General features: G+C 46.1%; 24 protein-coding genes and 1 pseudogene. 9 read left to right on the plus strand and 16 right to left on the minus strand.

Annotated features, from left to right (window positions below; translation table 11 throughout):
* The first annotated feature begins 190 nt into the window (after nt 1-190).
* A complete protein-coding gene (locus IQP38_RS21520) occupies nt 191-520 on the plus strand; it encodes a DUF2500 domain-containing protein (protein WP_005378719.1) in 330 nt (109 codons plus the stop codon).
* Here the strand turns inward: IQP38_RS21520 and IQP38_RS21525 are convergent.
* The 7 genes from IQP38_RS21525 to rhtB all read right to left on the minus strand — a co-directional run bounded on the left by IQP38_RS21525 (nt 517) and on the right by rhtB (nt 7192).
* The gene (locus tag IQP38_RS21525; RefSeq protein ID WP_017821298.1) at nt 517-1530 is read right to left on the minus strand and encodes an acyltransferase; all 1014 of its coding nucleotides are present in this window, start codon (nt 1528-1530) and stop codon (nt 517-519) included. The genes IQP38_RS21520 and IQP38_RS21525 overlap by 4 nt on opposite strands.
* A 283-nt stretch (nt 1531-1813) precedes the next feature.
* Nucleotides 1814-3031, minus strand: coding sequence for an organoarsenical effux MFS transporter ArsJ (gene arsJ / locus IQP38_RS21530; protein ID WP_053350825.1), 1218 nt, complete (start codon nt 3029-3031; stop codon nt 1814-1816).
* Nucleotides 3032-3285: 254 nt separating this feature from the next.
* Nucleotides 3286-3780 (minus strand): cyclin-dependent kinase inhibitor 3 family protein, encoded by a 495-nt coding sequence (locus IQP38_RS21535; protein ID WP_005383629.1) that lies wholly within the window; start codon nt 3778-3780, stop codon nt 3286-3288.
* A 12-nt stretch (nt 3781-3792) separates the two neighbouring features.
* Nucleotides 3793-4794 (minus strand): ArsJ-associated glyceraldehyde-3-phosphate dehydrogenase, encoded by a 1002-nt coding sequence (locus tag IQP38_RS21540; RefSeq protein ID WP_005383630.1) that lies wholly within the window; start codon nt 4792-4794, stop codon nt 3793-3795.
* A gap of 42 nt (nt 4795-4836) precedes the next feature.
* Nucleotides 4837-5172 (minus strand): metalloregulator ArsR/SmtB family transcription factor, encoded by a 336-nt coding sequence (locus IQP38_RS21545; RefSeq protein ID WP_005378730.1) that lies wholly within the window; start codon nt 5170-5172, stop codon nt 4837-4839.
* A gap of 154 nt (nt 5173-5326) precedes the next feature.
* Nucleotides 5327-6550: an EAL and HDOD domain-containing protein gene (locus tag IQP38_RS21550; RefSeq protein WP_053304474.1), complete on the minus strand. Its 1224-nt coding sequence runs from the start codon at nt 6548-6550 to the stop codon at nt 5327-5329.
* Between the two features lie 24 nt (nt 6551-6574).
* The gene (gene rhtB / locus IQP38_RS21555; RefSeq protein ID WP_005378732.1) at nt 6575-7192 is read right to left on the minus strand and encodes a homoserine/homoserine lactone efflux protein; all 618 of its coding nucleotides are present in this window, start codon (nt 7190-7192) and stop codon (nt 6575-6577) included.
* A 65-nt stretch (nt 7193-7257) separates the two neighbouring features.
* Here rhtB and IQP38_RS21560 point away from each other — a divergent pair, with 65 nt between their 5' ends.
* Both IQP38_RS21560 and IQP38_RS21565 read left to right on the plus strand, forming a co-directional pair.
* Complete coding sequence (locus IQP38_RS21560) at nt 7258-8268, plus strand: alpha/beta fold hydrolase (RefSeq protein ID WP_062730808.1); 1011 nt, start codon at nt 7258-7260, stop codon at nt 8266-8268.
* Between the two features lie 244 nt (nt 8269-8512).
* Nucleotides 8513-9337 carry a Cof-type HAD-IIB family hydrolase gene (locus tag IQP38_RS21565; RefSeq protein ID WP_017636084.1) on the plus strand — a complete coding sequence of 275 codons (825 nt, stop codon included), beginning with the start codon at nt 8513-8515 and terminating at the stop codon, nt 9335-9337.
* A 50-nt stretch (nt 9338-9387) separates the two neighbouring features.
* On the opposite strand, the gene IQP38_RS21570 is transcribed toward IQP38_RS21565, so the two are convergent.
* Nucleotides 9388-9858, minus strand: coding sequence for an EVE domain-containing protein (locus tag IQP38_RS21570; RefSeq protein ID WP_005378735.1), 471 nt, complete (start codon nt 9856-9858; stop codon nt 9388-9390).
* Between the two features lie 47 nt (nt 9859-9905).
* On the opposite strand from IQP38_RS21570, the gene IQP38_RS21575 reads away from it, so the two are divergent.
* Together IQP38_RS21575 and IQP38_RS21580 are read left to right on the plus strand one after the other, a co-directional pair.
* On the plus strand, nt 9906-11456 hold the full coding sequence (locus IQP38_RS21575; RefSeq protein ID WP_193838026.1) for a COG3650 family protein: 1551 nt from the start codon (nt 9906-9908) through the stop codon (nt 11454-11456).
* Nucleotides 11456-12052, plus strand: a complete 597-nt coding sequence (locus IQP38_RS21580) for a tRNA-uridine aminocarboxypropyltransferase (protein ID WP_031780839.1) — start codon at nt 11456-11458, stop codon at nt 12050-12052. The genes IQP38_RS21575 and IQP38_RS21580 overlap by 1 nt, the downstream gene beginning before the upstream one ends.
* A gap of 83 nt (nt 12053-12135) precedes the next feature.
* On the opposite strand, the gene IQP38_RS21585 is transcribed toward IQP38_RS21580, so the two are convergent.
* The 7 genes from IQP38_RS21585 to lptM all read right to left on the minus strand — a co-directional run bounded on the left by IQP38_RS21585 (nt 12136) and on the right by lptM (nt 19381).
* Complete coding sequence (locus tag IQP38_RS21585; RefSeq protein ID WP_193838027.1) at nt 12136-14622, minus strand: EAL domain-containing protein; 2487 nt, start codon at nt 14620-14622, stop codon at nt 12136-12138.
* Nucleotides 14623-14760: 138 nt separating this feature from the next.
* The gene (gene yigB, locus IQP38_RS21590) at nt 14761-15477 is read right to left on the minus strand and encodes a 5-amino-6-(5-phospho-D-ribitylamino)uracil phosphatase YigB (RefSeq protein WP_054579694.1); all 717 of its coding nucleotides are present in this window, start codon (nt 15475-15477) and stop codon (nt 14761-14763) included.
* Nucleotides 15478-15485: 8 nt separating this feature from the next.
* A complete protein-coding gene (gene xerC / locus IQP38_RS21595; protein ID WP_005378742.1) occupies nt 15486-16418 on the minus strand; it encodes a tyrosine recombinase XerC in 933 nt (310 codons plus the stop codon).
* Entirely contained in the window at nt 16384-17115 is a 732-nt protein-coding gene (locus IQP38_RS21600; RefSeq protein WP_017636089.1) for a DUF484 family protein, read from the minus strand. Before IQP38_RS21600 ends, xerC begins: the two co-directional genes overlap by 35 nt.
* On the minus strand, nt 17109-17939 hold the full coding sequence (gene dapF / locus IQP38_RS21605) for a diaminopimelate epimerase (RefSeq protein WP_005378744.1): 831 nt from the start codon (nt 17937-17939) through the stop codon (nt 17109-17111). The genes IQP38_RS21600 and dapF overlap by 7 nt, the downstream gene beginning before the upstream one ends.
* Nucleotides 17940-17949: 10 nt before the next feature.
* Nucleotides 17950-19203, minus strand: a complete 1254-nt coding sequence (gene lysA, locus IQP38_RS21610; RefSeq protein ID WP_005378745.1) for a diaminopimelate decarboxylase — start codon at nt 19201-19203, stop codon at nt 17950-17952.
* A 61-nt stretch (nt 19204-19264) separates the two neighbouring features.
* Nucleotides 19265-19381 (minus strand): LPS translocon maturation chaperone LptM, encoded by a 117-nt coding sequence (gene lptM / locus IQP38_RS27065; RefSeq protein ID WP_005378746.1) that lies wholly within the window; start codon nt 19379-19381, stop codon nt 19265-19267.
* Between the two features lie 74 nt (nt 19382-19455).
* Between lptM and cyaY the strand changes: the two genes are divergently transcribed.
* Entirely contained in the window at nt 19456-19770 is a 315-nt protein-coding gene (cyaY, locus tag IQP38_RS21620; RefSeq protein WP_017636091.1) for an iron donor protein CyaY, read from the plus strand.
* Nucleotides 19771-19839: 69 nt separating this feature from the next.
* Here cyaY and IQP38_RS21625 read toward each other — a convergent pair whose 3' ends face one another.
* A complete protein-coding gene (locus IQP38_RS21625; protein ID WP_193838028.1) occupies nt 19840-22368 on the minus strand; it encodes a class I adenylate cyclase in 2529 nt (842 codons plus the stop codon).
* Nucleotides 22369-22714: 346 nt separating this feature from the next.
* Between IQP38_RS21625 and hemC the strand changes: the two genes are divergently transcribed.
* The 3 genes and pseudogenes from hemC to IQP38_RS26720 form a co-directional block, all read left to right on the plus strand.
* Entirely contained in the window at nt 22715-23653 is a 939-nt protein-coding gene (gene hemC / locus IQP38_RS21630; RefSeq protein WP_005383388.1) for a hydroxymethylbilane synthase, read from the plus strand.
* A gap of 2 nt (nt 23654-23655) precedes the next feature.
* Nucleotides 23656-24384 carry a uroporphyrinogen-III synthase gene (locus IQP38_RS21635; protein WP_047104007.1) on the plus strand — a complete coding sequence of 243 codons (729 nt, stop codon included), beginning with the start codon at nt 23656-23658 and terminating at the stop codon, nt 24382-24384.
* A 17-nt stretch (nt 24385-24401) separates the two neighbouring features.
* A pseudogene (locus IQP38_RS26720) lies at nt 24402-24615 on the plus strand (heme biosynthesis operon protein HemX); the annotation flags it as partial.

Raw genomic sequence — 24615 nt, forward strand, 5'->3', positions numbered from 1 at the left:
CTTAGTTCAGCTTTAGTGACGTAGCTTACAGATGAAGCAACAATTTCATCGCGTCCCCATTGAGATAAACCGTGAAGTGCGCCGAATAAAATTCATGTCCCTTTCATTAGATTATGAATAAGTTACCTCAACTCATCGTTTCGTCAGCGAGTTCTGTAGAATGGGACCCGATAAAACATTGGAGGTTAATATGCCAATCTCACTTATTTTCGCCCTATTCGCCCTTATTGCCTTGGGCGCGTGGGTGTTTTTCCGTTTTTATAGTAAGCACTATGTGGGCGAAGACGCTCCAGAGCAAAGCGCGCAGGTAACGGTTTTAGATAAACAAGCGATAGACATACCAAACGCACCACCAGGTCAAGACGATCAAGAGTATTGGATTTACGTTCAACGTGGTTCTATCGGTCCAAAGCGTGAATTCCAAATTGGAGTGCATTACTACCATGCACTCAACCCTGGAGATAAGGGAACACTGACCTATCGCGGCAACAAGTTCCTTCACTTCGCTATCAAACGTTAAGGCAGTAACCAACGAGTCTTGGCAGAACGAGAAAAGAGATAGCTCATCGCTAAGGCTCCAGATCCACTAAGAACGATCCAGACTGGAATCACCCAAGCAGGATGTCCTGTGTACCAACCGAACTCTTTCATCGGCCATAAGAAAATAGGGTGAAGTAAGTAAATCCCCAAGCTGTGCTGACTGATCACACTGACCGCTTTTTGTACTTTTGGTGATAAGCCTTCACCAAAGTAACGCCCGATCATAAAAATCATCGAAGCCGCTAGAATCACATTCAGTGTTTTATAAGAGAGCCAGCGCCCAACCGTATACTTCTCCGCCTCTAAGCTATTTGTCACAACCATCGTAAAGGTCACTGCCAACGCCACGAGTCCTAGCCCAACAAATAAGGTCACCATAGAGCGATTCAAAGGTACCTTTTGAAATAAAACATACCCCAGTGGAAGGTAACCCATATAAAGCCACATCTGATTACTCCAAGGGCCATCAATCTTGAACAAGAACAGAGTGCTGGTGAAAAGCCAAAATGCGAGATAGGTATACAAGACGTTGTCATCCACGTTGCGTACCATCCATTGAAACAGCGGAATCACAAAATACAGTGGTATAAAGTAATAGAAAAAGCCGAGATGGTAATACGTTGCGTGGAATGGGCTATTGCTTAATACCTCTTTTACGGTTTCAAAATCAAAGCCTTGAGAAGTCCAGCCTGAAAGGTATGCATAAAACATCGACCAAATAAGAAATGGAACTAAAACTTTGCCCAAACGCCTTTTGATATAATACTTACCGTCAAATGGTCGAGTGTCACTGAGCATTAGCGCTCCGGTGATCAAAATAAAAACTGGCACTGCCCAGCGGGTTACGCTATTCACGCCTACCGCTGTCAGCCATTGGTCAAATGGAATCACTCCTAACTCATTTCGATACGGTGCCAAGACGTGAATGGCGATCACTGCTACCGCTGCGAAGCAGCGCAATAAATCAAAAAACAGAACCCTTTCTCTCATACCTTTCCCTACTTTGAGTCGCTTATCGTTTATAGCATAGGGTAAATCTCAACCAGTGAAATAGTTAACAATCTGTTTTTGCTTATTTTTAACTCAACAATGACCTACAACGGGGATTTCATCACCACTCTAATCACTTAACGAGAACCAAAAACCAAGCATCAGTATTCACTCTCGATGCCAAACCGAAACAATCTGATTACAGCAAACGGCGCATAAGAAACAAAAATGGCTCCGATTTGGAGCCATTTATACCATCTACAGATAGCGATACTGGGGGTAGTTACGCAGTAGCAACATTAGCTTTTGGCAACTTAATTGAAATCAGCGTCGTCAGTGCCAAGAAAGCAAAAGAAACCCATAAGCACGCCGCAAGACCAGCCTCTTGGTAGATCCAACCCGATAATACCGTGCCAATCAAACGTCCCATCGCATTGGCCATGTAGTAAAAACCGACATCCAACGAGACGCCATCGCCTTTAGCGTAGCTCACTATCAAGTACGAGTGCAGCGAAGAGTTAATGGCAAACACAGCGCCAAAAATCATCAAACCTACCACAATCACCAATTCAGGCTGCCAACCGATTTGCACACCATAAGCAATACCAGCCGTAATTAACGCTAGGATTCCTGCCCACACCAATGCAGCACTACCATCAGGCACACGACCTTGCGCTTTGCCAGTAATACGCGGCGCAAAGCCTTGCACAAACCCATAAGCAATAACCCACGCTGCGAGAAAGCTACCAACCCACAAGTGATCCCAGCCAAACACGCTACCAAGATAAATAGGCAGAGCGACCACAAACCACACATCACGCGCCCCAAACAAGAACATGCGAGCTGCGGATAAAATGTTTATCGATTCAGACTTGGAGAATATTTGGCGAAACTTAGGTTTACTCTTTGCTTTACCCATGTCCGCTTCTAGCCAGATCATGCTGCAAATAAACACTAATGTAAGTACACCCGCCATAATAAACATCGAGTTTTGAAAACCCACCCAAGACAGCAGCAAGCCACCAACAAAAAAGCCCGCTCCTTTGAGTGCATTCTTCGAGCCAGTCAAAATCGCTACCCATTTGTAGAGCGCCCCTTGCTGCTCGTCTGGTACTAGCGTTTTAATCGCGCTCTTAGCACTCATTTTGTTCAGATCTTTGGCAATCCCCGACAGAGCTTGCGCTGCCATCACCCAAGGAATGGTCAGCCATGCATTTGGTACTGCGAGCATCAACAACGCAAACACTTGCATCGCTAAACCAATGTTCATGGTTTTATTAAGGCCTAACCTTGCGCCCAGCCAACCACCAACTAGGTTTGTCACCACACCAAAAAATTCATAGAAAAGGAACAGTGAGGCAATAGCTAACGTGGAATAACCTAAGTCATGAAAATAGAGCACCACCAGCATACGCAGTGCGCCATCGGTCACCGTAAAGTTCCAATAGTTAAACGTCACTAACATGTACTGACGAATACTTTTGCTTAATTGAGAAATCATATTGACCTCATATGTACAGCGATAGAAGCATTTAGATCATCATGTTCTAAATACTTCCTAACCTGTACAGCAACATTGACCAATACAATGTTGCTGTGATTTTCAAAAAATGCCCCAACATCAATAAAAAGCAAAATACAACTTAAAAACAATGCATTAGTTAATATTAATGGCTTTTTTTGTAAACAGTCGTATCCTGAAGAAGCTCGAATTTAGCTTTTGGATCATAATGAACCAAAAGCTATTTAAGCTGATCAAGCGTCTTGAGCCACGCGTTCGATGTACTCAACTTGCACAGGTTTTGTAAATGCACCAGGGCGCAATGCCTGCACTTCTCGCACGATATCTTCTAACTGCCATTCCTTTTCTAGGAGTAGGTGAGCAGCGAACAAACCTGTGCGCCCCGAACCACCCATGCAATGCATCGCAACTTTGCCACCTTGAGCAAGAATCGCGTGCAGTTCCGGACTGGCTTGTTGCCACTTCGTCGCAAACTCTTCATTTGGTGCGCAGTCGTCTTCAATCTCGATCTGGAACCATTTCATTCCCAGTTGCTGAGTGGCTTCACCCAATGCAGAGACATTCTTCGCAGCTAATTCACTATCATCTAATGCAGTAACGACCGCTTGAACACCCTGCTCTTTCAACTGTTCTAACGACGCATGCAAATCGACACCTTTCGTTCCTGGGCACGGTGTTAAGATTAAAGCACCGGAGTCCAAATCTAATTGCCATGTAGGATGAGACATTGTGACCCCCTTTTAAGCCAAACCAACGTTACGAACCAGCTCTGCTGTGCGCGTTGCATAACCCATTTCGTTATCGTACCAAGCGTAAATCTTAACCATACGAGAACCCACAACCATGGTTGATTGCGCATCAACGATGGTTGAACGTTGGTCGCCTTTATAATCGATAGAAACTAAAGGACGCTCTTCGAAGCCAAGGATGCCTTTCAAATCACCTTCAGATGCTTCTTTTAACAGTGCATTCACTTCTTCTGCCGTGGTATCACGCTTCACATCAAAAATGATGTCTGTTAACGATGCGTTTGCTAGAGGTACGCGAACCGCATGACCATTAATTTTGTCTTTTAATTCTGGGAAAATTTCGACAATCGCCTTCGCGCTACCCGTAGTGGTTGGGATAAGGCTCATGCCGCATGCTCTTGCACGGCGTAGATCTTTGTGTGGCGCATCCAAAATAGTTTGCGTATTCGTCAGGTCGTGAATGGTCGTAAAAGAAGATTGTTCGATACCCAATTTCTCATGAATGACTTTAACCACAGGTGCGATACAGTTAGTCGTACACGAAGCCGCTGTCACGATACGATGTTTTTCAGGGTCGAAAATATGGTCGTTCACGCCCACCACAATGTTCGCGATACCTTCTTCTTTCACAGGTGCGCTTACCACGACACGTTTCACGCCTTGCTCTAGGTATTTATTCAGGAATGATGTTTTGCGATGTACGCCTGTCGCTTCAATCACAACATCACAATCAGACCAGTTCACCGCATCGATATCGCGTTGTTGAGTCGTGGCGACACGCTTGCCGTTGATGACGAGCTCACTGCCTTCGACCTGAACTCCATGATGCCAACGACCTTGCACTGAATCGAATTCTAATAAGTGACCAAGCGTAGCGGCGTCACCTGCGACATCGTTGATTAACACAAACTCCAATTCTGGCCAATCAAATGCCGCTCGCAGCGCTAAGCGACCAATTCGGCCAAAGCCATTAATTCCTACTTTAATTGTCATAGTTTTACCCTCTAACCTTCTACCTTGAATCTCTATTCGCTGTTAACAGCAAGCCTCACGACTTTTATCGTGTAAGCGTGTGATGTCGTCTTGGTATTCCTGCTTCAAACAGTTTGATGCCACTAAGTCTTCAATTAACTTTCGCATCCAACCTGGTAATTGCTGTGATAACTCGTAATACACCCATTGCCCTTGGCGTTTATCCACCAAGATGCCACTGGATCGTAACTGAGCAAGATGACGAGAAACTTTCGGCTGGCTCTCTTGCAGAGCAAACGCCAAATCACCAACGCAAGTTTCACCTTCACGGGCCACGAGCATTAAACAACGTACGCGTGTTTCATCGGATAACAGCTTAAAAAACTGATGTGGAAGCATAATGAACATACCTATATATGGATATGCGTATATGTTTATTTAATTAAGGTATATCGTCAAGAGGAAACCGTCCATCGTCATAAAAGTTTCACATCTAACGAACAGCTTGATTGTAAAGAGAGAGATTCAAAGAGATAAAAGATAAGACCAGAAATTATGCAGTCGCGATGCTTTGACTCCAGCGAACCGCTTCACCTAAGGAGAGCTTCACTTCCTCTAAAGGCAACCCCAATTGCATCGTGATTTTTTCAACCCCCGACCAATCGGCACGCTCGTAGCACTCTTCGAGGGAAATAAGTGCACCATAAACCCCTTTGCGATGTAATAGCGCTTGTTGTACTGAATGACTAAGCGGTAACTGCCTAACTAAAGATTCCACCGAAAGATCCAGCAACGCATCTAGAATCGACAGCAAACCAACCATGAAACCTTGTTCGTTGAGATGAGAGAATGGCTGATAGCGCGACATCAATTGGCAAAATTGAGCTCGTTGCAATGAAAGGTGATACAGCTCTCGAGGCTTGTTACTGGAGATATACGATGCCACAACCAAAGAGACAAACTGCTTAAGGTTATCCTGGCCAAGATAAATCAATGCCTGACGAAAAGAGCTGATTTCGACAGCCAAATTCGGCGCTTGCGTATTTACAAAACGCAATAACTTATACGAAAGCGCGACATCTTGCGTAATGATGGACTCGATACGAGTAAAGTCAGGCTCAGGAGCACAAACTTCACGAAACAGTTGCAATGCCAACACTTGCTCAGGACTGACGTATTTAGTCTGCGAGACGAGTGGCTTGCTAAAAAAATAACCTTGGAAAAATTTAAAGCCAGCCGCTTTCGCTTGCTCAAATTCTTCTGCGGTTTCAACACGTTCTGCTAAAAAGTGGTATTTGACGCGTTTGGCAAGGTGTGTTTTGACCAGTTCACAGGCCTTTTCGAGCCCCATCGCCATAATGTCGAGCTTCACAATATGCACATATGGCAAAAAACGGCGCCATTCTGGTGTTAGGGTGAAGTCATCCAAAGCGATCAAGTAACCTTCTCGATAAAACTCACGAATCGCATCAAGAAGCTCATCCGTAGGTTGGCACGTTTCCAACACTTCGATGACAATTTTGTTTTTCGGCAAACTGCGCGGCAAACGTCGCACCAAGCTTTGATGAGGAAAGTTAATAAAGCATCTAGAAGAGGCAATCACTGGGTTAGTACCCAGCGATAGGAAGTTTTCGACAATCAGTCGGTATGTCGCTCGATTTGAATCAATATGTGAAGGGTATGCGTTACTCTCCCCGTCTCGAAACAACAATTCATAACCCAGCGTCTGTCTTTTTCGGTTAAAGATCGGCTGGCGAGCGACATACGTTGTATTCATGCTAAAGAAGGACCTATAAATGGCTTATGACTTTGCAGCTGCTAATAATGCACCACAACCCATGAACATTGAACCGAATACTTTGTTTATTTTTCCCATGATTTTATCGGAGCGAATAAAGCGTCCCATTTGTGCTGCCAAGCTCGTGTAACCCAACATTACACACGCATCAATCACGACCGTAGTGACGCCAAGCACCAACAGTTGCGTGATTTGGTCTTTTGCTGGGTCAATAAACTGCGGGAACAACGCCACCAGAAAAACAATCGATTTAGGGTTGGTGAGGTTAATTAACACTGCCTTGTACAACAGCGCCGTGCCTGACATCTCGTTGTGGTTTTCAGCTGCGACTAAGCTTGATGTGTCGCGCCATTTCTGAATCCCCAACCAAACCAGATAAGCGGCACCAACCCATTTAATGACAGAAAATGCGGTTGCTGACTGCGCGACAAGCGCACCAATACCCGCCCCCACCAGCGCGATGTGGATAACTAAACCAATTTGTAAGCCAATAATGGCACCCAGTGATTTACGGGTACCGTAACTCAAACCATTACTGATTGAGTTCACCGTGCCAGAGCCCGGAGCCAAACTAAAAACGATTGCTGTTACTACATAAGCTAACCAGACATGGGTATCCATTGCATTTCCTCACTAATTCTTCGATGATACATCGCGTAAACAACGTATCTTCAGGTAATCAACTAATGGCGACTAACCATTCACCTTTGACTTATACTCAAGAGACATTATTTGAGCAAGCAATTGGTGGTCCGATCGCAGCACTTTGGCAAACTCGCCAAGAGGGCTTTGTTAAAGGGACTGAGAAAAAGAACATTTACTGGTGCAAGCTAACCAACCCAGAGCATAAAAAAGCCGTGCTCATCGTAAATGGACGCATTGAGTCTTCCTGGAAATACCAAGAGCTGTTTTACGATCTCTACCGCCAAGGTTTCGATGTCTATTCCTTTGACCACCGCGGACAAGGTTTATCAGATCGTTTATTATCTGACTCAGATATGGGTCACGTCTATGACTTTACTGATTATATTGATGATATGGACATCGTCGTAAAAAAACACGACCTTAGCGAATATCAACAATGCTTCATCATCGCGCACTCTATGGGCGGCGCGATCGCGACACGTTACCTGCAAACTCACTCAGAACACCCTTTTACTGGTTTGATTCTAAGTGCGCCCATGTTTGGCATTAACCTGCCATGGTACCTATCACCAATAGCGATTCCGGTCACACAAATTATGTCAGCGGTATCGACTTTACCACGCTATGCACCAGGACATCAGGCCTACTTCCCTAAGCCCTTTGAAGATAACCCACTTAGCCAAAGTTACGGCCGCTACCAATGGTTCCGAAACCTATATACGGAAAAACCGGAACTGCAAGTCGGTGGGCCAAGCACTCGCTGGGTTTGGCAAGGGCTCATGGCCGCTAAGCAGTGCTTTTTATTAACTCGCCAAGTCAAAATACCAGTCATCCTAATCCAAGCCGGAAACGATCGGATTGTTAGCAACCTCGCGCAAAAGCGTTTTATTGATAAATTGCGGAAAACCAACCCACACGCGGAGCTGCTTTCTATCGAAGGCGCACAGCATGAAATCTTATTCGAGACCGATAAGTATCGTAATCAAGCGCTCGATGCGATTTTCCGCTTTATGAATGACCATAAATCGCCATCAAACGAACAAGCACAATAAGAACTCTAGGCGACCATTTCACGACTAAGATTAAAGAGGAAATGTCTACACATCGATTTACCCTCTTTTTCATCCTCATTTTGGCGTACACTGCTTGAACTTGGCTACTTTGACACAGTGTTTAACCGCATAGTGCTACGGGCCCAAGTTCCCCCGCATTCGGAGCAGTACGATCTAGTCAGTCTGCTGTACTCCGTTTGCAATTCACCTGTTCCACACTATCCAAACCGTTTACGAGGACTTCATGAGCACATCGCTACCTTGCAAAGAGATCACCAAAATCGTTGCCTCTGATCTGGATGGCACGTTACTCGCACCTAACCATCAGCTCAGTGCTTACTCAAAAGAGACGCTAAAAGCGCTGCATGAAAAGGGTTATACCTTTGTCTTTGCAACCGGCCGTCACCACGTAGACGTTGCGAGCATCCGTCGCCAAGTTGGCATTCCAGCTTATATGATCACGTCGAATGGTGCCCGAGTGCATGACCAGGAAGATCAGCTAATGTACAGCGAGAATGTCCCTGCGGAACTGGTACAAGGCGTGATCGACACGATCAAACATGATCAAGAAATACTTATTCACATGTATCAAAATGATAGCTGGTTGATGAACAAGGATGATGAAACGTTACGTGACTTCCACGATGAATTCACTTACGTCTTATTTGATGAAGACCACGCCCCAACTGACGGTATTGCGAAAGTTTTCTTCACGCATCCAGGAGAAGACCACGAACGTTTGGTCGTATTTGAAAACAAACTACGTGAGCAGTTTGGTGATAAGCTGAACATCGCATTTTCAACGCCTTGGTGTTTGGAAGTAATGAGCGCTGGCGTGTCTAAAGGTCATGCTCTTGAAGCGGTAGCGAAAAAACTCGACCTCACGTTAGAAAACTGCGTAGCATTTGGTGATGGCATGAATGACGTAGAAATGCTGTCGATGGCAGGTAAAGGGCTAGTTATGGGTACATCACACGAAAAAGTGATGAAAGCTCTACCAAATAATGAAGTAATTGGCAGCAATGCTGAAGATGCGGTTGCACACTACCTACAAGAACACTTGCTGTAAGCTTCAATACTCCAAATAATGAAGGGCTGCACATTCGCAGCCCTTCTCTTTTATCGCTGACTTGGCAGCTTCTCTTTGCCAAGAATCGCGTCCCATTCTTCTTCTGTCACGGGCATAATCGACAAGCGATTTCCACGTTTCACCAACGGCATGTTCTCAAGTTCTGGCATCGCTTTCATCACCGACAACGGAATCACTCGCGCCGTTTTACGTACAAACTCTACATCCACCATAATCCAACGCGGGTTGTCTGGGTCTGACTTTGGATCGTAATAATCGCTTTCGGGATCGAATTGGAAATGATCGGGATAGGCTTCTCTCACAACTTTAGCAATACCTGCCACGCCAACATGTTTACAAGAAGAGTGGTAAATCAGGACTAAATCGCCCACCTTCACTTGGTCACGCATCATATTGCGCGCCTGATAATTACGAACTCCCTCCCAACATGAAACCTTTTGGGTTCGAAGCGTGTCAATAGAAAAGGTATCTGGTTCAGTTTTAAATAACCAATATGCCATAATGCCATCCGATGCCGATTGAGTAACAATAATGAGGAAGATATAACATGAAGGCTTTGAAAAACCCAGTGGCGCTTGCCACCCTGCTGGTTCTGCAAGCATGTAGTTCACAGTCGCCACAATCTGGTGCCGCTGACCCAACCTCTCCACCAGCAACCTTAGATAAGCCTGAAACCATTCAACCTCAAACTTTTATGCTGCGCGGAAAAGTGATCGTCGGTCACGAGAGCCAATACATCATGCCTTGTGGCAGCGACAAGCAATATTGGTTGCAACTATCACCACAGCAAATGCAACGAGCAATTCAGTTAAATAACGAGCCTTACCAGACTATGTATGGCGAGGTTATCGGCCACCTCAACCCACCGGGCATCGATGGGTTTTCTGCTGATTTCGATGCTAACTTTGTCGTGGAACAAGTGAACTTCCTCACAACGGAAAACCCAAACCGTTGTCAGCAACCAAACAAACCAACTCGCGTGTTTGGTAATGAGCCTTCTTGGTCGGCAAGCTTTGAGGCTAATGGACTAACATTCCAGCAAATCGGCAAACAAACCACAAAATTAGCGATTAACAGCAGTCAGCTTCAACCTCGCCAGCGCACTTATCAACTGCAAGGTGGTGAGCTTCGCTTAACAGAAAACCTCTGCTCAGACACAATGAGCGATTCTTTGTATGGCTGGAAAGCAACACTAAAACATGATGGCGAGACGTATCAAGGTTGTGGTATGGCTGCAAACGTCGATGCAACGCTTGGCTGGGCTAATACCTATGTCGCGACCTCAACCCAATCACAAGGCTTTGAAGTACAAATGACCTTAAACCCAGACCACAGCGCCACAACAAAATACCGTTACGCCAATGGACAAGCACCATTAATCGAGCGTGGTTACTGGCAACAGTTAAGTCCGTCTCAGGTTCAAGTTGTCATGACGCATCATCAACAGCAAAGACTGATGTCAGAGCGACTGTTTACTCGAGAAGGCAATCAGCTCAAAGCGACCAAAGAAAAAGTCGGTAACTTAGTATACCCAATCACCGATGGTGGTTTAGTCCTTTATCCTGCCACCGTTCGTGATGAAGGCATCATGCAACCAGCCGAAAAACGCACCAACAACCCCATCGGTAGTGCTGACGTCCCTTCTAGTGCAGAGTTTGATTCAAAAGTAGATGCCGCGGTGCGCAACTACTTCTTTATCCATCAAACCACCCCCAACAATAACCAATACCGTTGGCTAACTTACGACCTCAACAGCGATGGTAACGAAGAGCTATTGGTACAGTTGGATTGGTGTGGTTCCGGAGGCTGTACATTGCTGATATTTGAACATCACGAAAAGGAATGGCGATTTAATAGCCGCATTACACTAGTGCAAAGCCCGATTATGCTCGGCCAACAAACCTCTCATGGTTGGCGAGATCTGATTTTTAATGTCAGCAGTGGCGGAGCTAAAGCGGCTCAACACGTGATGCAATACACTGGGGTTAGCTACCCACTCAACCCAAGCATGGCGCCAACGGCAACGCCGAGCCAAGTCAGTGGCGTGCGTCTGTTCTCTGATGGGATAAGCCCGGTGCGAGAAGGAGTTCGTCTGTAATGTCACAACCGTGTCCAACCTGCGGTTTTCAATTCAATTGTATGTGCTCGCTAATGCCGAAACTTAACAGTGAGCACAACATCCTGCTGTTAATGCATCCGAATGAACTGAAGCGTGATACTAATACCGGCCAGCTACTAGAGCAGTGCCAACTCAGCATTGAGCGAGTAATCTGGGATCGCAAACAGCCACCAGCAGAATTGCTCACTCTATTAGCTGATCCATCGCGGTATCCGGTGTTGCTCTTCCCCTGTGAAGAAAGTATCACACTCGAACATGTGGTACTCCAAAGCCAGCAACAAACCAAAACTCCGCTGTTTATTATTTTAGATGCCACCTGGCAAGAGGCGCGCAAGATGATCAATAAGAGCCGTTGGTTAGAAGGTATCCCTACTATGGGATTATCTGCGTCGGCGGACTCACAATATCAGCTGCGACGCAACCAACAACAAGGTAATTTGTGCACGTTTGAAGTCGCTGCACATCTGCTCGGGCAACTTGGAGAACAAAACAACCAACAACAAATGCAGCGCTTTTTTGCCCATTACCTCGCTCTGTTCCAAGCTGAAAAGAGTGGACACGCTCTTAAGCGTTAACCATTAAGCTCAGTAGAAGAACCAAACAAAAAACGCAGCCTACGCTGCGTTTTTTACTACAAGAAGTTTCACGTGAAACATCATTAAAACAGTCGAGTCGGCTCGCCAAGATAGTAACCCTGCAAATAATCCACCCCCATGTCTTGTGCAATGGTACACACCTCCTGATTGTGGACGAACTCCGCCACCGTCTCCGCGTTCAACACCTGGCACAAACGCACCAACTGGGAAGCGATCTTGCGCTGTTTTAAATCTTTATCAATATCACGAATCAAGCTGCCATCGAGCTTTATGACTTCTGGCTCCAACTTCAGGATTTCATCGATATTCGAATAGCCGGACCCAAAGTCATCAACAATGATACGCGCCCCTAAGCTTCTAAAATGACTGCACACTTCTATCATTCGGCCGTAGTCTTTGATCTGCTCAGATTCCAGCACTTCTAAACCAATTCGCCTTGGGTCATTTAGCTGGCTAATTTCATGCTCTAAAAGCATTAAAGTTTTATCACTGAGCAAATCTTGCGGCGATAAGTTTATAGAAAAGTCACCTTGCTTATCTCGCATATAATGCAACGTAGAATGAATCATGTGCCGACTTAGTCGAGTGTAAAGATGCGTATCAGAGATAATTGGCAGAAAACGCCCTGGCGCAATCACCGTTCCATCGGCTTCCAGAATACGAACCAAACATTCTTGGCTTGCCAATTTGTGGCTACCCGCATGCACAATAGGTTGGCTATAAGTGATGATATTCTGTTTGAGAATGGCTCTACTGACGCAACTTAGCCATCCAAGTTGCTCTTTACGCACATCCTCACTGACTTCAATATCTTTCGCATTACAGATATGGGTATTACTGCGTACACCAGAGCGCCTCGCTTCGATGCCTTTGAGTAAGAGCTCATCCACTGAAGCGGATGGAAAGTCTCGACGACTCACTAAGCCGCCGCATAGCGAGATAGAAAGATAATCTATTTCACGTAGGCCAATTGGCTCAAAATTAGTTTGTTCTACCGCGTCAGCAAAACGCGTAAAGTGCTGTTTGATGGTTTCGCTGCTTTGGTCAGCTTTAAATATGAATGCCCACTCACCAACCCCAATACTATAAAGCTGCAAAGCCGTTGGCATGCCAAAACGCTTTCGTAGTCGATTCGTAAAGTGCATTGAGAGATCTTTGAGTAATTGATCTCCCACTCGGTAGCCGTATTTTTCGTTGATATGACTAAAGTTAAGTAGCTTTAGAGTCAACAAATGCTCATCCAAATCGATGTTACTCAGCCGCTCTTGCAATGCGACCCGGTTTTGTAACCCCGTACGACTGTCGCGTCGATAGCTTTCTTGTAACTTGCGCGTTTGGCGATCGAGTTGATATCCCATATGCGCGTTCATATGGTTGAGATCGCCGATCGCATTTCGAATCAAGCTAAACAACGGTGAAATAGAGGAGCTAACGGGCGACTTAGGCAAGTTCAATGTTTGCACTTCGTCTCCCTCTCGCATCGCTAAATACGTCAGGCTGTGATGAAGAATTTCGGGCTGACCAATACCACCATGCAGTTCCCCCATACAGTAACTACCAAACGTCGTCGCAATATCTTTGAAGGCTTGGACTTCGTCGCTGCTGTCAATAAAGTCTAACCGTGACGCGCAGTTAAAAATCATCACGACTTCAGGTTGGTGCATGGCTAACTCAACCACACCATGCCGCACTTGCTCGAGCGTTAACGAGGGATGGTTATAGCAAAATTGCACTTCGTCACCAAGACACCAAGGCCTGTCGAAGCTCATACTGCCATCAGCGTGTAGCTCCGTTACCGTACAAACTTCCTTTCGCCCTAAGCTTTCTCGATATAAAGGAAAGCTGAGCAGTTGACTCAGCGTCACGTCATGGCCATCCGCCAAGTAACGCTTGTATACGTCCAGCGCTTTCTTCTCACCTAAACAATACAAGCGCGTTCCTTTTGCATGAGTGACTTTGTGTGGCATGCCAATCGGGTTCCATTCCGAATACGCATCAGTCCATAGCTTCAAAGTATCACTGTGCAAAGCTACGGCAACCACAGCGTTATCGTAAACTCGGTTTTGATATAGCACCCAGCAGCCATCGTCAATACTCTGCGCCAACCCTCCAGAAATCACTACTTCTTCACTGGCGAAGGTTTGAAACAAGGGATAGTCACGTCGTTCAATTTGCACAGCAAAGCTGAGGATCACCTGTGAATTATGCTGCATTAGAAGAGAGCGCTTGAGCTCCCCGCCATCAATGTCAGGGGAGTAAGAGTATGTTTGTACCGCAGAAGTCAGCGTGGTTTGCTCAAATTCAATCACACTCACTAGGCAACCAGAGGTAAATATCTCCCCTTCCAGAATCACATTACGCGTACTATGCCCCATAACATGAGCATTCGGCAGCGACGACAAAACGGCGTCTGCAAGTGTGGTCGTAATTTCGCGCGATTGCGTCGACAATATTTGTACTAAATATCGTTTATCTGAGGAAGTCGGAAAAGTGACTAAAAAGTCATTCAGTTGACTGACATCGTGAACCAGTTTTGAAAAAGCTCGCATGGACCTACCACTGCCGTAACACTATCTTCACCACGACGTGTGGCGTTACTATTTTTATTTAATAGAGAATAATTTACGTGGCTTTGCGCTGCTTTTCTAGACACAAAATGAGATTAGAATGGATTAATGCGAAAGCAATTAAAAAAGTGTGAGTAACGGCTGCAAACTATTGATTTCAATATCAGGTAAAGTACGTGTTTTTGAATGGTTAATGACATTTTTATTCATATCATTAAACCAACAGGCTGCAAAACCAGCCAACTTTGCACCATGCACATCCGTGGTTAGGTGATCACCGACATGCAGAATATTCTCCGCAGGGATATCCAAGAATCGCTTCGCTTTAGTAAACATATCGGTTGCGGGTTTCGCCAATCCATCTGGTCCTGCTTTAAGTACCTGTTGGAAATAAGGCGTAAGACCGATGCGGTCTAAATTCACATTACCGTTGGTGATTGCCACCAACGGGATGCGCTGCGCGAGTTCCTCCAGTACATCGAGGCTTTGCTGCGGCACTTCAAAACGATTACGCCAGTCCAATGCAACGTCTACTGCGGCTTTCGCGGCGGCATGTGCTGCGTCTTCGTCGTAGCCTACTTGGGAGAAAGCTTGCTGAAGTTGCACTAAACGCCATAAAGTGACATCGCTCTTCAGCTCGGGTTGTTGCTGCACAACTCGCTGTTTGAGAGCAAACCAATCCGCTTTGTTCATATGAGCAACCGCTGGATGATGGTGCTTGAGCCAAGATAGCAACTCACGCTCCATGCGAACGATCACAGGATAGTTGTCATAGAGGGTATCATCTAGGTCAAAGGTCATTGCCTTAATAGGCTCGATACGGCGATAAAATTTCATACTTCGGCTCACTCCCCGTTCTTTTTGCGTGCGCGTGGGTGGGCTTGGTCGTAGGCTTGCGCCAAATGTTGGAAATCCAAGTGCGTGTAGATTTGGGTCGTCGAAATGTTCTCGTGCCCTAAAAGCTCCTGCACCGCACGTAAGTTATTGCTTGATTCGAGCATATGTGTCGCAAATGAGTGACGCAATTTATGCGGACTAATATGGCTTGCGACAGACTGTTTCTGCCCCCATTCAGCCATGCGCTTTTGCACGCTACGATGCGAAATACGCGTTCCGAGCTTAGATACAAACAAGGCGGGCTCACCTGGAGCGGCTAAATCACCACGAACGCGTAACCACTTCCCGACCCACTCGGTTGCCATCCCAGAGAACGGCACTTTACGTTCTTTATCGCCTTTACCAATAACACGAAGCTCACCACTACGCAGTTGTACATCACGTACATCCACACCCACCAACTCAGCCAAACGTAAACCGGCGCCGTACATCAGCTCCATCATGGCACGATCGCGCACAGCCAACGGGTCGTCCTCGTTGACTTCAAGTAATTGGCTCACTTCGTCAACATCGAGGTTTTTGGGCAACGGGCGTTTTTTGCGAGGTGCTGAAACCCCTTTGGCTGGGTTAGCCGACATCTCGCCACGCAGAATAAGGAAATCGAAAAAGCTACGCAGCGATGAGAGTCGCGTTGCCAAACTGCTGGCTTTCATGCCTTCTCGCATGCCCTTACCTGCTAATTGGCGCACCCAACCAGCATCCACTTGAGACCAATCTTTGAGTCCCATTTCAGCTAAGTGCTGCGCCATTGTTTCTAGCTGCTGTTTGTAATTGCGCTGAGTATGTAGGCTAAGCCCCTTTTCGCTTCGTAAGAATTCATAGAAGCGCTCAAGAGGCTTTTGCAGACTATTTGGCAGAGGAGTGTTGGGAGTTGTCGTCATCGTAACTTTGCCATACCAGTGTTTGAGCGAGATGTGCCACTACTAATGATAGGTGACGCAAAAACAAGGTATCCATATCTGGCTGAAAATGGCCGCCATCTTCACTAGAAAAAGCAAGCACGCCCAGTGTTTGCTGTTTCACGAGCGGCAGTACCACATAGGACCCCATTTCCGGCACTTCCATGTTGCCAAACAAAGCTTCACGATCTACTTTGCGAAGACGTCCTAAGTACGCATCTTTGCCATTTAAGTGAGTGGTCGCAAAGCGTTGATAACTTTCCTTACTCAATTGAATCGATGCGTCGCATTGACTAAACAATCGAACAAACGCACGTAAGCCCAATGCTTTGGCTTTATCTTCGATAGAATGAATGACTTGTTTAAAGTCACCACACTTTAGAATCTGCCCCTGCAAATCCATAAATTCGTAAAAGGTGCGATCATTGTTCGCCGCAAGCGACATTAGTGTAGTGATCTCTTCCTCTAACTCTTCAATGCGCTGACGTTGGCGATTCATTTGGATGTGTACCAAAGATACCGCGCCTAAGTCTGAGTGTGGGAAAGATAAACGATCCACAAGCTCCGGACGTTGCACAAAAAAGTCTGGATGATCTTTGAGGTACTCGGCCACTACTTCAGCCGTTAAGGCATCTGCTTCTACTTGAGACAAACCGTTTCCTTTTTCTTCAACTAGCAAGATAATTGACCATCAAATACATGCGTTGTAGGTCCGGTCATAAACAACGGCTTGCCAGGACCTTGCCATGCAATTCGCAATTCACCACCAGGTAGAGAAACCTTAACGTTTTCATCCAACAAGCCCTGCAGAATCCCAACCGCGACTGCCGCGCATGCACCACTACCACAAGCTTGTGTCTCTCCTGCGCCTCGCTCATAAACTCGAAGACGAATATGGTCACGACTCATCACCTGCATAAAGCCAGCGTTGACGCGCTCTGGGAAACGCTCATGCGACTCGAGCAGCGGACCGAGAGTTTCCACTTCTGCCGTATCCACATCGTCGACCACGGTCACTACGTGCGGGTTACCCATGCTCACAGCACCACAAAACAAGGTATTGTCGCCTGCTCGCATGATGTAAGTTTTCTCTTTTTGCTTCGCTTTGAAAGGAATTTTGTTCGGTTCAAACTCTGGCACGCCCATGTTGACCGTCACTTCCCCATCATCTTCGATGTTGAGAATCATCTTTCCTTTCTTGGTGCTCACGCTGATGCTGTATTTATTGGTCAGCCCCTTCAAGCGAACAAAGCGGGCAAAACAGCGTGCACCGTTACCACACTGTTCAACTTCACTACCATCGGCATTAAAAATCCGATAATGGAAGTCGGTTTCAGGGTCGTAAGGGGCCTCTACCACGAGCAATTGGTCAAAACCAACGCCAGTATGACGATCCGCCAAGCGGCGGATCAGGTCTTGCGAGAAAAACACGTTCTGGGTAATACAGTCGACGACCATGAAGTCGTTGCCCAAACCGTGCATTTTGGAAAAGTGGAAATGCATTTGTTGTGTGTTACTCCGGTAGAATCTGTTCCAGCTGCCACAAACTGGTCAGCTCCTCACGCTGGCGAACTAAGTGGCTTTGTTTACCGTCCACCATCACTTCTGCCGCTCGGGTACGAGTATTGTAGTTCGAAGACATCACAAAACCATAGGCACCTGCTGAACGAACCGCGAGTAGATCACCTTCTTGCAAAACGAGTGCGCGATCTTTACCCAAGAAGTCGCCGGTTTCACAAATAGGACCAACCAAGTCGTAAGTCTGAGCTTCACCCTTTCGCGGTGAAACTGGCACAATATCTTGCCATGCTTGGTATAGCGCAGGACGCATCAAGTCGTTCATTGCAGCGTCGATAATCGCAAAGTTTTTATGCTCAGTATGTTTTAAAAACTCAACACGCGTTAGCAAGATACCTGCGTTCGCAGCAATTGCACGGCCTGGCTCAAAGATCAGCTCCAAGTCTTGGTGATTTTCAAGACGGCCTAGTAACGCTTTGGCGTAATCAGAAGGCTGAGGTGGTAATTCATCACGATAGACCACACCCAAACCGCCGCCGACATCAAGGTGACGAATGTTAATGCCTTGTGCTTTTAAATCATCAATCAGAGCTAATAAACGGTCTGTCGCGTCGATAAATGGGTCTATATTGGTCAGCTGAGAACCAATGTGGCAGTCGATGCCTTGCACATTCAAGTTCGGCAGGCTTTGCGCGAATTTATAAACATCTGGCGCACGATCAAACGCAATGCCGAATTTATTGTCGCGAAGACCAGTCGAAATGTAAGGGTGTGTTTTCGCGTCGACATCTGGATTGATACGCAGAGAAATTGGCGCAATCACACCAAGCTCACCCGCAACCTTGTTCAAACGTTCTAGCTCTGGCTCAGATTCAACGTTGAAACATTTGATACCTAGCTCAAGAGCGCGCTTCATCTCTGCCGGTGTTTTACCAACACCAGAGAAAACGACTTTTTTCGGATCACCGCCTGCGGCAATCACACGCTCAAGTTCACCACCCGACACGATATCAAAACCCGATCCCAAACGCGCTAGCGTGTTCAATACGCCTAAGTTTGAGTTGGCTTTCACCGCGTAGCAAACCAGGTGAGGATGCTGACCCACAGCACTATCAAACGCCTTCCAATGGCGCTCTAGCGTGGCTCGAGAATATACGTAAAGAGGAGTGCCATATTGCTCTGCAAGAGCTTGAAGTGGGACGTCTTCGGCCCAAAGCTGGCCATCATCCTGATAGTTGAAGTAATCCAAAATTCGCTTCCCTTATTTTATTCGACTGCTGAACCCTAATTTCACCCTAAGGTGCGGTTATTTATTGTGATTGCTCATTCTGTTGAGTGTCATCTGGAATGTATAGTGAGCCAGACTGACCACACCCCGCTAAGGTCGCGGCAACCATCACAAACAACACAGTAACTAATTTTTTCATTTCGCATATCGTGATTATTGAATCAATGCCCCCTATAATCGCACCACACTCAGGAAAAGCAATAGGATAGACGGATGAACGATACTGAATTTCATCAACTGGTGGATGCGCAGATGCAAATCATCGAAGAATCCATCGATGATTCAGGCGCAGACATTGATTACGAAGTCACTGGCAACGTAATGACATTGGAATTTGAAGACCGCAGCCAAATCATCATTAATCGCCAAGAGCCGATGCATGAGATCTGGCTAGCGTCCAAATCTGGTGGTTTCCACTTCAAACTTATTGAAGATAAATGGACCTGCTCAAAAACGGGTATGGAGCTATTTGAAATGGTGAAGCAAGAGTGTGAAAAGCACGCGGGCGAAGCCATTGATTGGGTATAATACTGGTCAATCGTCACCAAAACAAAAAGAGCACCGAAGTGCTCTTTTTGTTTATTGATAAGGGTTTAATTACGCGTTCACAGTTTTGGTCGGGCGACTCGGTGAACAACCGTCATTACGGTAAGGAATGATATACGCATTCCCCTCTTCAGGGTGAATAATTTGATAGTACTGAGGCAGGTTAAAATTAATAAACTTCGACGCGACGCGACTATCGTCTTTTACCGACGTGTAGAAACTGTTTACAGACGAAATCATTTCATCTTTGGAGCCACTAAATTGGTGATACACTTCTACTTGATTTGACTCATCCAACACATAAATATTGAAGCCACCTTCGTTATCTTCAAAGAAGAACTGCACCAGACCTTCACTGGCAAACCCATCCACCGCTTCCGGCATTTGATATTCTTGCTCACGATCGAGCATTAACAGCGGCGAGCCTTTGAGTTTGTTAGTAGAAATGCTGCGGTAGAAATCGATGGAATTTTCTAGCTTCTGCACCGACACACCACGACGTTCAAAGAACAACCCATAAGTCTGGTTACCAAGACGCATCGCTTTAAAGCGGCGACGTTTCTCTTGCTCTACTGGTTTCAAGCGTAAGTCGATACATTCAGCTAAAAGCTGGTAAACCATATTACGCATCACACCACGCATGTTCTTCGCATAGCAGAACACATCCACTGATTCTGGTGGCAACGCATCTTGGTGCATTTTGCCCAAAATGGTTTTCAGTGCATCCAGCATCGCCGTTTCCCCTTTGAAATGCAGCGTACGCACTTCATGCCAAGAGTTACGGTAAACAAGGTCAACACTGCCGACTAAATTTTTATGTTCTGGACCAAAGCTAAAAATATCGGTGTTCTTAACATCCACTTTCAACGAACGACCAGAAAGTTCAGACGTCGGATCATTTTCAAAGTTGATGAACATCGCAAGCTGGCTTATTTCACAAGGACTCGCTAGCGCCTGCATAGATGGACGACGCTTACGCAACGCAAAAGTATTTCGTAAGTCACTCACCATTTGGTAAAACTTATCAATATCTAGCTGCGCTTCACGTACCACGGCATGTAAACGAGTCGATTCAGTAATCAAGCCATTGAAGAATGCCCAAGCAACCAACTTACTCAAGTATTCATGATGCTCTAGATATGGTTGCCCCAAAATGCGGTGCGCAATAAGTGGTTGTTTATAGAGGTACCAACCAGACTTGTTCACTCCCCCTTTTTTCACTTCGATAAAGCTCAAGTCAGGCTCGTGCAGATCAGGTGAAATCTGTGGGTTTAGTAACGTTACTTTGCCCGGCAATACTTCAAAAGCAGCGTAGAGTTTACGGGCCAAAATACTGATGTCTTGCGGACTGATAGCAGAAGTGATGTCGTTACGACGCGCAAATTGAATCAAGTTACGGTAGCTTTGCATCAACGCATCCAGCAATGCATGATGTACCACCTTCACTTGTTCAACCTTCCAATTACGGCGGTCATCGAGCTCTGCAACGACACTGGCATCCCAATTCCATTTTGCAATCATATCGCTCAGCGCTTCACGACGCCAAGCTACTGAGCCAACATTCGGCTCACGAGATAGTTTTTCATGGGTTTTGAGATAGAAACAGCGACGCACCAAATCCAAACGTGTATCGTCTTGAATTCGCTCTAAGTAACGGGTTACTTTTTCCAACATTAAGTAGTACGCATCCATGCCATAGAGATCAGGCTCATGGGCAAAGAAACGACGTTTAGTGTCGATGCTTAACAATTGAGTATGCGGGTATTCCCACGAGTAAGCTTCTAGCAAGATGGCTTTTAATACCGATTTGTAGGGAGAGTCGATGCTTTTGTATAACTGCCACAAGTTCGAGCCGAAGTATTCTTCAGCAGGAATGCAGTTCAATTTACCAAAGTCGATCCATTCACTACAGTCGATGTAACCATCACTGCACAGTTGAGAAACGTACTCGTCGTAACACTCTTCCATTTCTGGCGGCACGATTTGCCATAACAAACGCTGTCCGGCAATACGCACCGCACTACGATAGAATTCATCTAGCAAAAGTAAGTGCTGAGATGAACCACAGTTATCACCCGTCATCTCTTCAGAATGATTGCTTCTAAAGCGCTCTTTATCCATTAAGAAAAAGTTCGCTTCCACGCCTTTGCTTTGTGCCCAATCCGTGATGAGTAAGCATTTATTGGTCAATAACTCACGTTCGTCACAATCCATATCGGGCGAGATACACACCCAAATATCCAAATCACTGGAAGTACTTTGACCAATCGAGGAGGTACTGCCCATGGTGTATAAACCCAATATAGCGGGCTTTTCTACCGTCTTGAGCGGCTGACCAATGGCAAGTTGAATATCATCTATGAATTGTTGCTGAATGCTATTTAGTTCAAGCCCATGCACACCAAACGGGACATCGGCATCATAATAGCCAGGAATTACAGGATGGTTGTAGTTCAACAAGGCAGGAATCAAGTGGAAGACTTGCTGGCTTTGCGAATCCATAAGCGCCAACGCGCGATCAACTCGCTGCTGATTCAAATTATCTAGTCGCTGGATGATTTTTTGGGTGTAAGCCTGCAAGGGGAATTCCTTGGTTGAACAATCACGAAAATCTGCTGACGTTTTAAACCAAAACGGCTTAAAAACGTGATCAATTTAACACTTTTATTGGTGCGGGTAAAGCTTCACGCCCGTGTATCACTCCGGATACAAAACCATACTTTAGTCACAAAATTAATCGCGCGGTAGTGTCGCTCTTATTACCTATTACTAATAATAGTCCTTAGTCTAATTGAGAATCCAGTCACACTATTTTCATAACGTCATGTAATTCCATTCATAGCCTTCAGAGATAACGAACTAACAGTAAGCATTTCTTGATGAGAATGGTAGGATAAACCCAAATCCAAACAGCATTGAGAAGATCATGACACAATCCACACCGATTCGCATTGCAACTCGAAAAAGCCCTCTTGCTTTATGGCAAGCTTACTTTGTTAAAGACGCCCTTCAAGCCGCTCACCCTGGCTTGGAAGTCGAGTTAGTAACCATGGTGACCAAAGGTGACGTGATTTTAGATACACCACTAGCAAAAGTTGGCGGCAAAGGCTTGTTCGTAAAAGAGCTTGAAATCGCGATGCTAGAAGGACGTGCAGACCTCGCCGTTCACTCAATGAAAGACGTACCCGTCGATTTCCCAGAAGGCCTTGGCCTCGTGACCATTTGTGAGCGTGAAGATCCTCGTGATGCCTTCGTCTCTAATACCTATAGCCACATTGATGAGCTCCCTCAAGGTGCTGTGGTTGGTACTTGCAGTTTGCGCCGTCAATGCCAACTGAAAGAATATCGTCCGGACATCATCATCAAAGAGCTTCGCGGTAATGTGGGCACTCGCCTTGGTAAGTTAGATGCGGGTGAGTATGATGCAATCATTCTTGCTGCGGCTGGCCTCAAACGATTGAAGCTTGAAGAACGCATTCGTAGCTTTATCGAACCAGAGCAATCACTACCAGCGGTAGGCCAAGGTGCTGTCGGTATTGAGTGCCGCCTTGACGATGAAAGACTGCTTAAGCTGCTTGAGCCACTTAACCACCAAGACACCGTAGACCGCGTTTTGTGTGAGCGCGCAATGAACCTTACGCTAGAAGGCGGCTGTCAGGTACCTATCGGCAGCTATGCCCTGCTAGACGGCGACAACATTTGGCTACGCGCATTAGTTGGCGAACCAGATGGCAGCGAAATTGTGCGTGGTGAAATTCGTGGCCATCGTAAAGATGGCGAAGCATTAGGAGTGCAGCTAGCCAATGAGCTGCTAGATAACGGCGCTCGTGAAATCCTAACTAAGCTGTACGCAGATCACGAATAACCATGGCAGTGTTGGTCACTCGGCCGGGAGAGCAAGGCAACGCGCTTTGCTCTCTGCTCGAAAGGCACGGCATTTCCGCATATCACCATCCTCTGATCGACATTGTCGCCGATCTCACGGACACGCACCTCTCTAAACATCTACATCAAGCTCAAATTGTTATCGCTGTTAGTCGACATGCAGTGCAATGTGCACAGCAAATCTTAGCCAGCAACGGGATGTCATGGCCGAAACAAGCTATTTACCTTGCCGTTGGTCAAAAAACAGCACACTATTTAAGCAAATGTACCCAACAGAAAGTACACTATCCCCAAGTCAGTGATAGTGAACACTTATTGCGACTGCCAGAGCTCAACAATGTGGCACAACAACAAGTTCTTATCCTTCGTGGTAACGGCGGAAGAGAGCTGATCAAAGATGCATTGGTGAGGCGTGGCGCAAAAGTTCACTATAGTGAGACTTACAAGAGAGAATTCATCCCATTCGATCCAGTAAGCTGTGTCTCACTATGGAAAAACCTACAAATTAACCAGATTGTTGTCACCAGTGGTGAACAACTGGATTATTTGTGCAGCCAATTGACGTCGGAGCAATTGACTTGGCTTAATCAACAAGAGTTGTATGTCCCCAGTCAGCGTATCGCTGACATCGCAATTCAAAGGGGGTTCACTCGCGTGAGATGCACGGGAAGCGCATCCAACCAAGAATTACTGGCGGCTCTCCAGCCCTAGCTACACAGGATATAGGCATGACAAGTAAAAATAACGACCAAAAAAATAACGATAAAAACCTTTCCGAAGAAACCTCATCGGCACCGCTAGTCGAAAAAACCACATCGCAGCAGGATGCGGACCTTAAAAAAGAGCAACCACAAGCGGCCGAGCCCCCAAAAACAGCAGAACCAACCAAAGTCGAGTTTGAAGAAAAACAAGGCAAACGCGGTGTCAAACTAGGCACGGTCG

The sequence above is a fragment of the Vibrio sp. OPT41 genome (genome assembly GCF_015163595.1).
Classification (GTDB): domain Bacteria; phylum Pseudomonadota; class Gammaproteobacteria; order Enterobacterales; family Vibrionaceae; genus Vibrio; species Vibrio alginolyticus.

Coding starts and splice junctions, on each gene's coding strand:
- arsJ (WP_053350825.1), bottom strand. CDS start 3,031: ATGATTTCTCAATTAAGCAAAAGTATTCGTCAGTACATGTTAGTGACG.
- hemC (WP_005383388.1), top strand. CDS start 22,715: ATGACACAATCCACACCGATTCGCATTGCAACTCGAAAAAGCCCTCTT.
- yigB (WP_054579694.1), bottom strand. CDS start 15,477: ATGAAATTTTATCGCCGTATCGAGCCTATTAAGGCAATGACCTTTGAC.
- IQP38_RS21565 (WP_017636084.1), top strand. CDS start 8,513: ATGAGCACATCGCTACCTTGCAAAGAGATCACCAAAATCGTTGCCTCT.
- IQP38_RS21540 (WP_005383630.1), bottom strand. CDS start 4,794: ATGACAATTAAAGTAGGAATTAATGGCTTTGGCCGAATTGGTCGCTTA.
- rhtB (WP_005378732.1), bottom strand. CDS start 7,192: ATGGATACCCATGTCTGGTTAGCTTATGTAGTAACAGCAATCGTTTTT.
- IQP38_RS21585 (WP_193838027.1), bottom strand. CDS start 14,622: ATGCGAGCTTTTTCAAAACTGGTTCACGATGTCAGTCAACTGAATGAC.
- xerC (WP_005378742.1), bottom strand. CDS start 16,418: ATGACGACAACTCCCAACACTCCTCTGCCAAATAGTCTGCAAAAGCCT.
- IQP38_RS21520 (WP_005378719.1), top strand. CDS start 191: ATGCCAATCTCACTTATTTTCGCCCTATTCGCCCTTATTGCCTTGGGC.
- IQP38_RS21535 (WP_005383629.1), bottom strand. CDS start 3,780: ATGTCTCATCCTACATGGCAATTAGATTTGGACTCCGGTGCTTTAATC.
- IQP38_RS21545 (WP_005378730.1), bottom strand. CDS start 5,172: ATGCTTCCACATCAGTTTTTTAAGCTGTTATCCGATGAAACACGCGTA.
- cyaY (WP_017636091.1), top strand. CDS start 19,456: ATGAACGATACTGAATTTCATCAACTGGTGGATGCGCAGATGCAAATC.
- IQP38_RS21560 (WP_062730808.1), top strand. CDS start 7,258: ATGGCGACTAACCATTCACCTTTGACTTATACTCAAGAGACATTATTT.
- dapF (WP_005378744.1), bottom strand. CDS start 17,939: ATGCATTTCCACTTTTCCAAAATGCACGGTTTGGGCAACGACTTCATG.
- IQP38_RS21635 (WP_047104007.1), top strand. CDS start 23,656: ATGGCAGTGTTGGTCACTCGGCCGGGAGAGCAAGGCAACGCGCTTTGC.
- lptM (WP_005378746.1), bottom strand. CDS start 19,381: ATGAAAAAATTAGTTACTGTGTTGTTTGTGATGGTTGCCGCGACCTTA.
- IQP38_RS21580 (WP_031780839.1), top strand. CDS start 11,456: ATGTCACAACCGTGTCCAACCTGCGGTTTTCAATTCAATTGTATGTGC.
- IQP38_RS21575 (WP_193838026.1), top strand. CDS start 9,906: ATGAAGGCTTTGAAAAACCCAGTGGCGCTTGCCACCCTGCTGGTTCTG.
- IQP38_RS21550 (WP_053304474.1), bottom strand. CDS start 6,550: ATGAATACAACGTATGTCGCTCGCCAGCCGATCTTTAACCGAAAAAGA.
- IQP38_RS21525 (WP_017821298.1), bottom strand. CDS start 1,530: ATGAGAGAAAGGGTTCTGTTTTTTGATTTATTGCGCTGCTTCGCAGCG.
- IQP38_RS21570 (WP_005378735.1), bottom strand. CDS start 9,858: ATGGCATATTGGTTATTTAAAACTGAACCAGATACCTTTTCTATTGAC.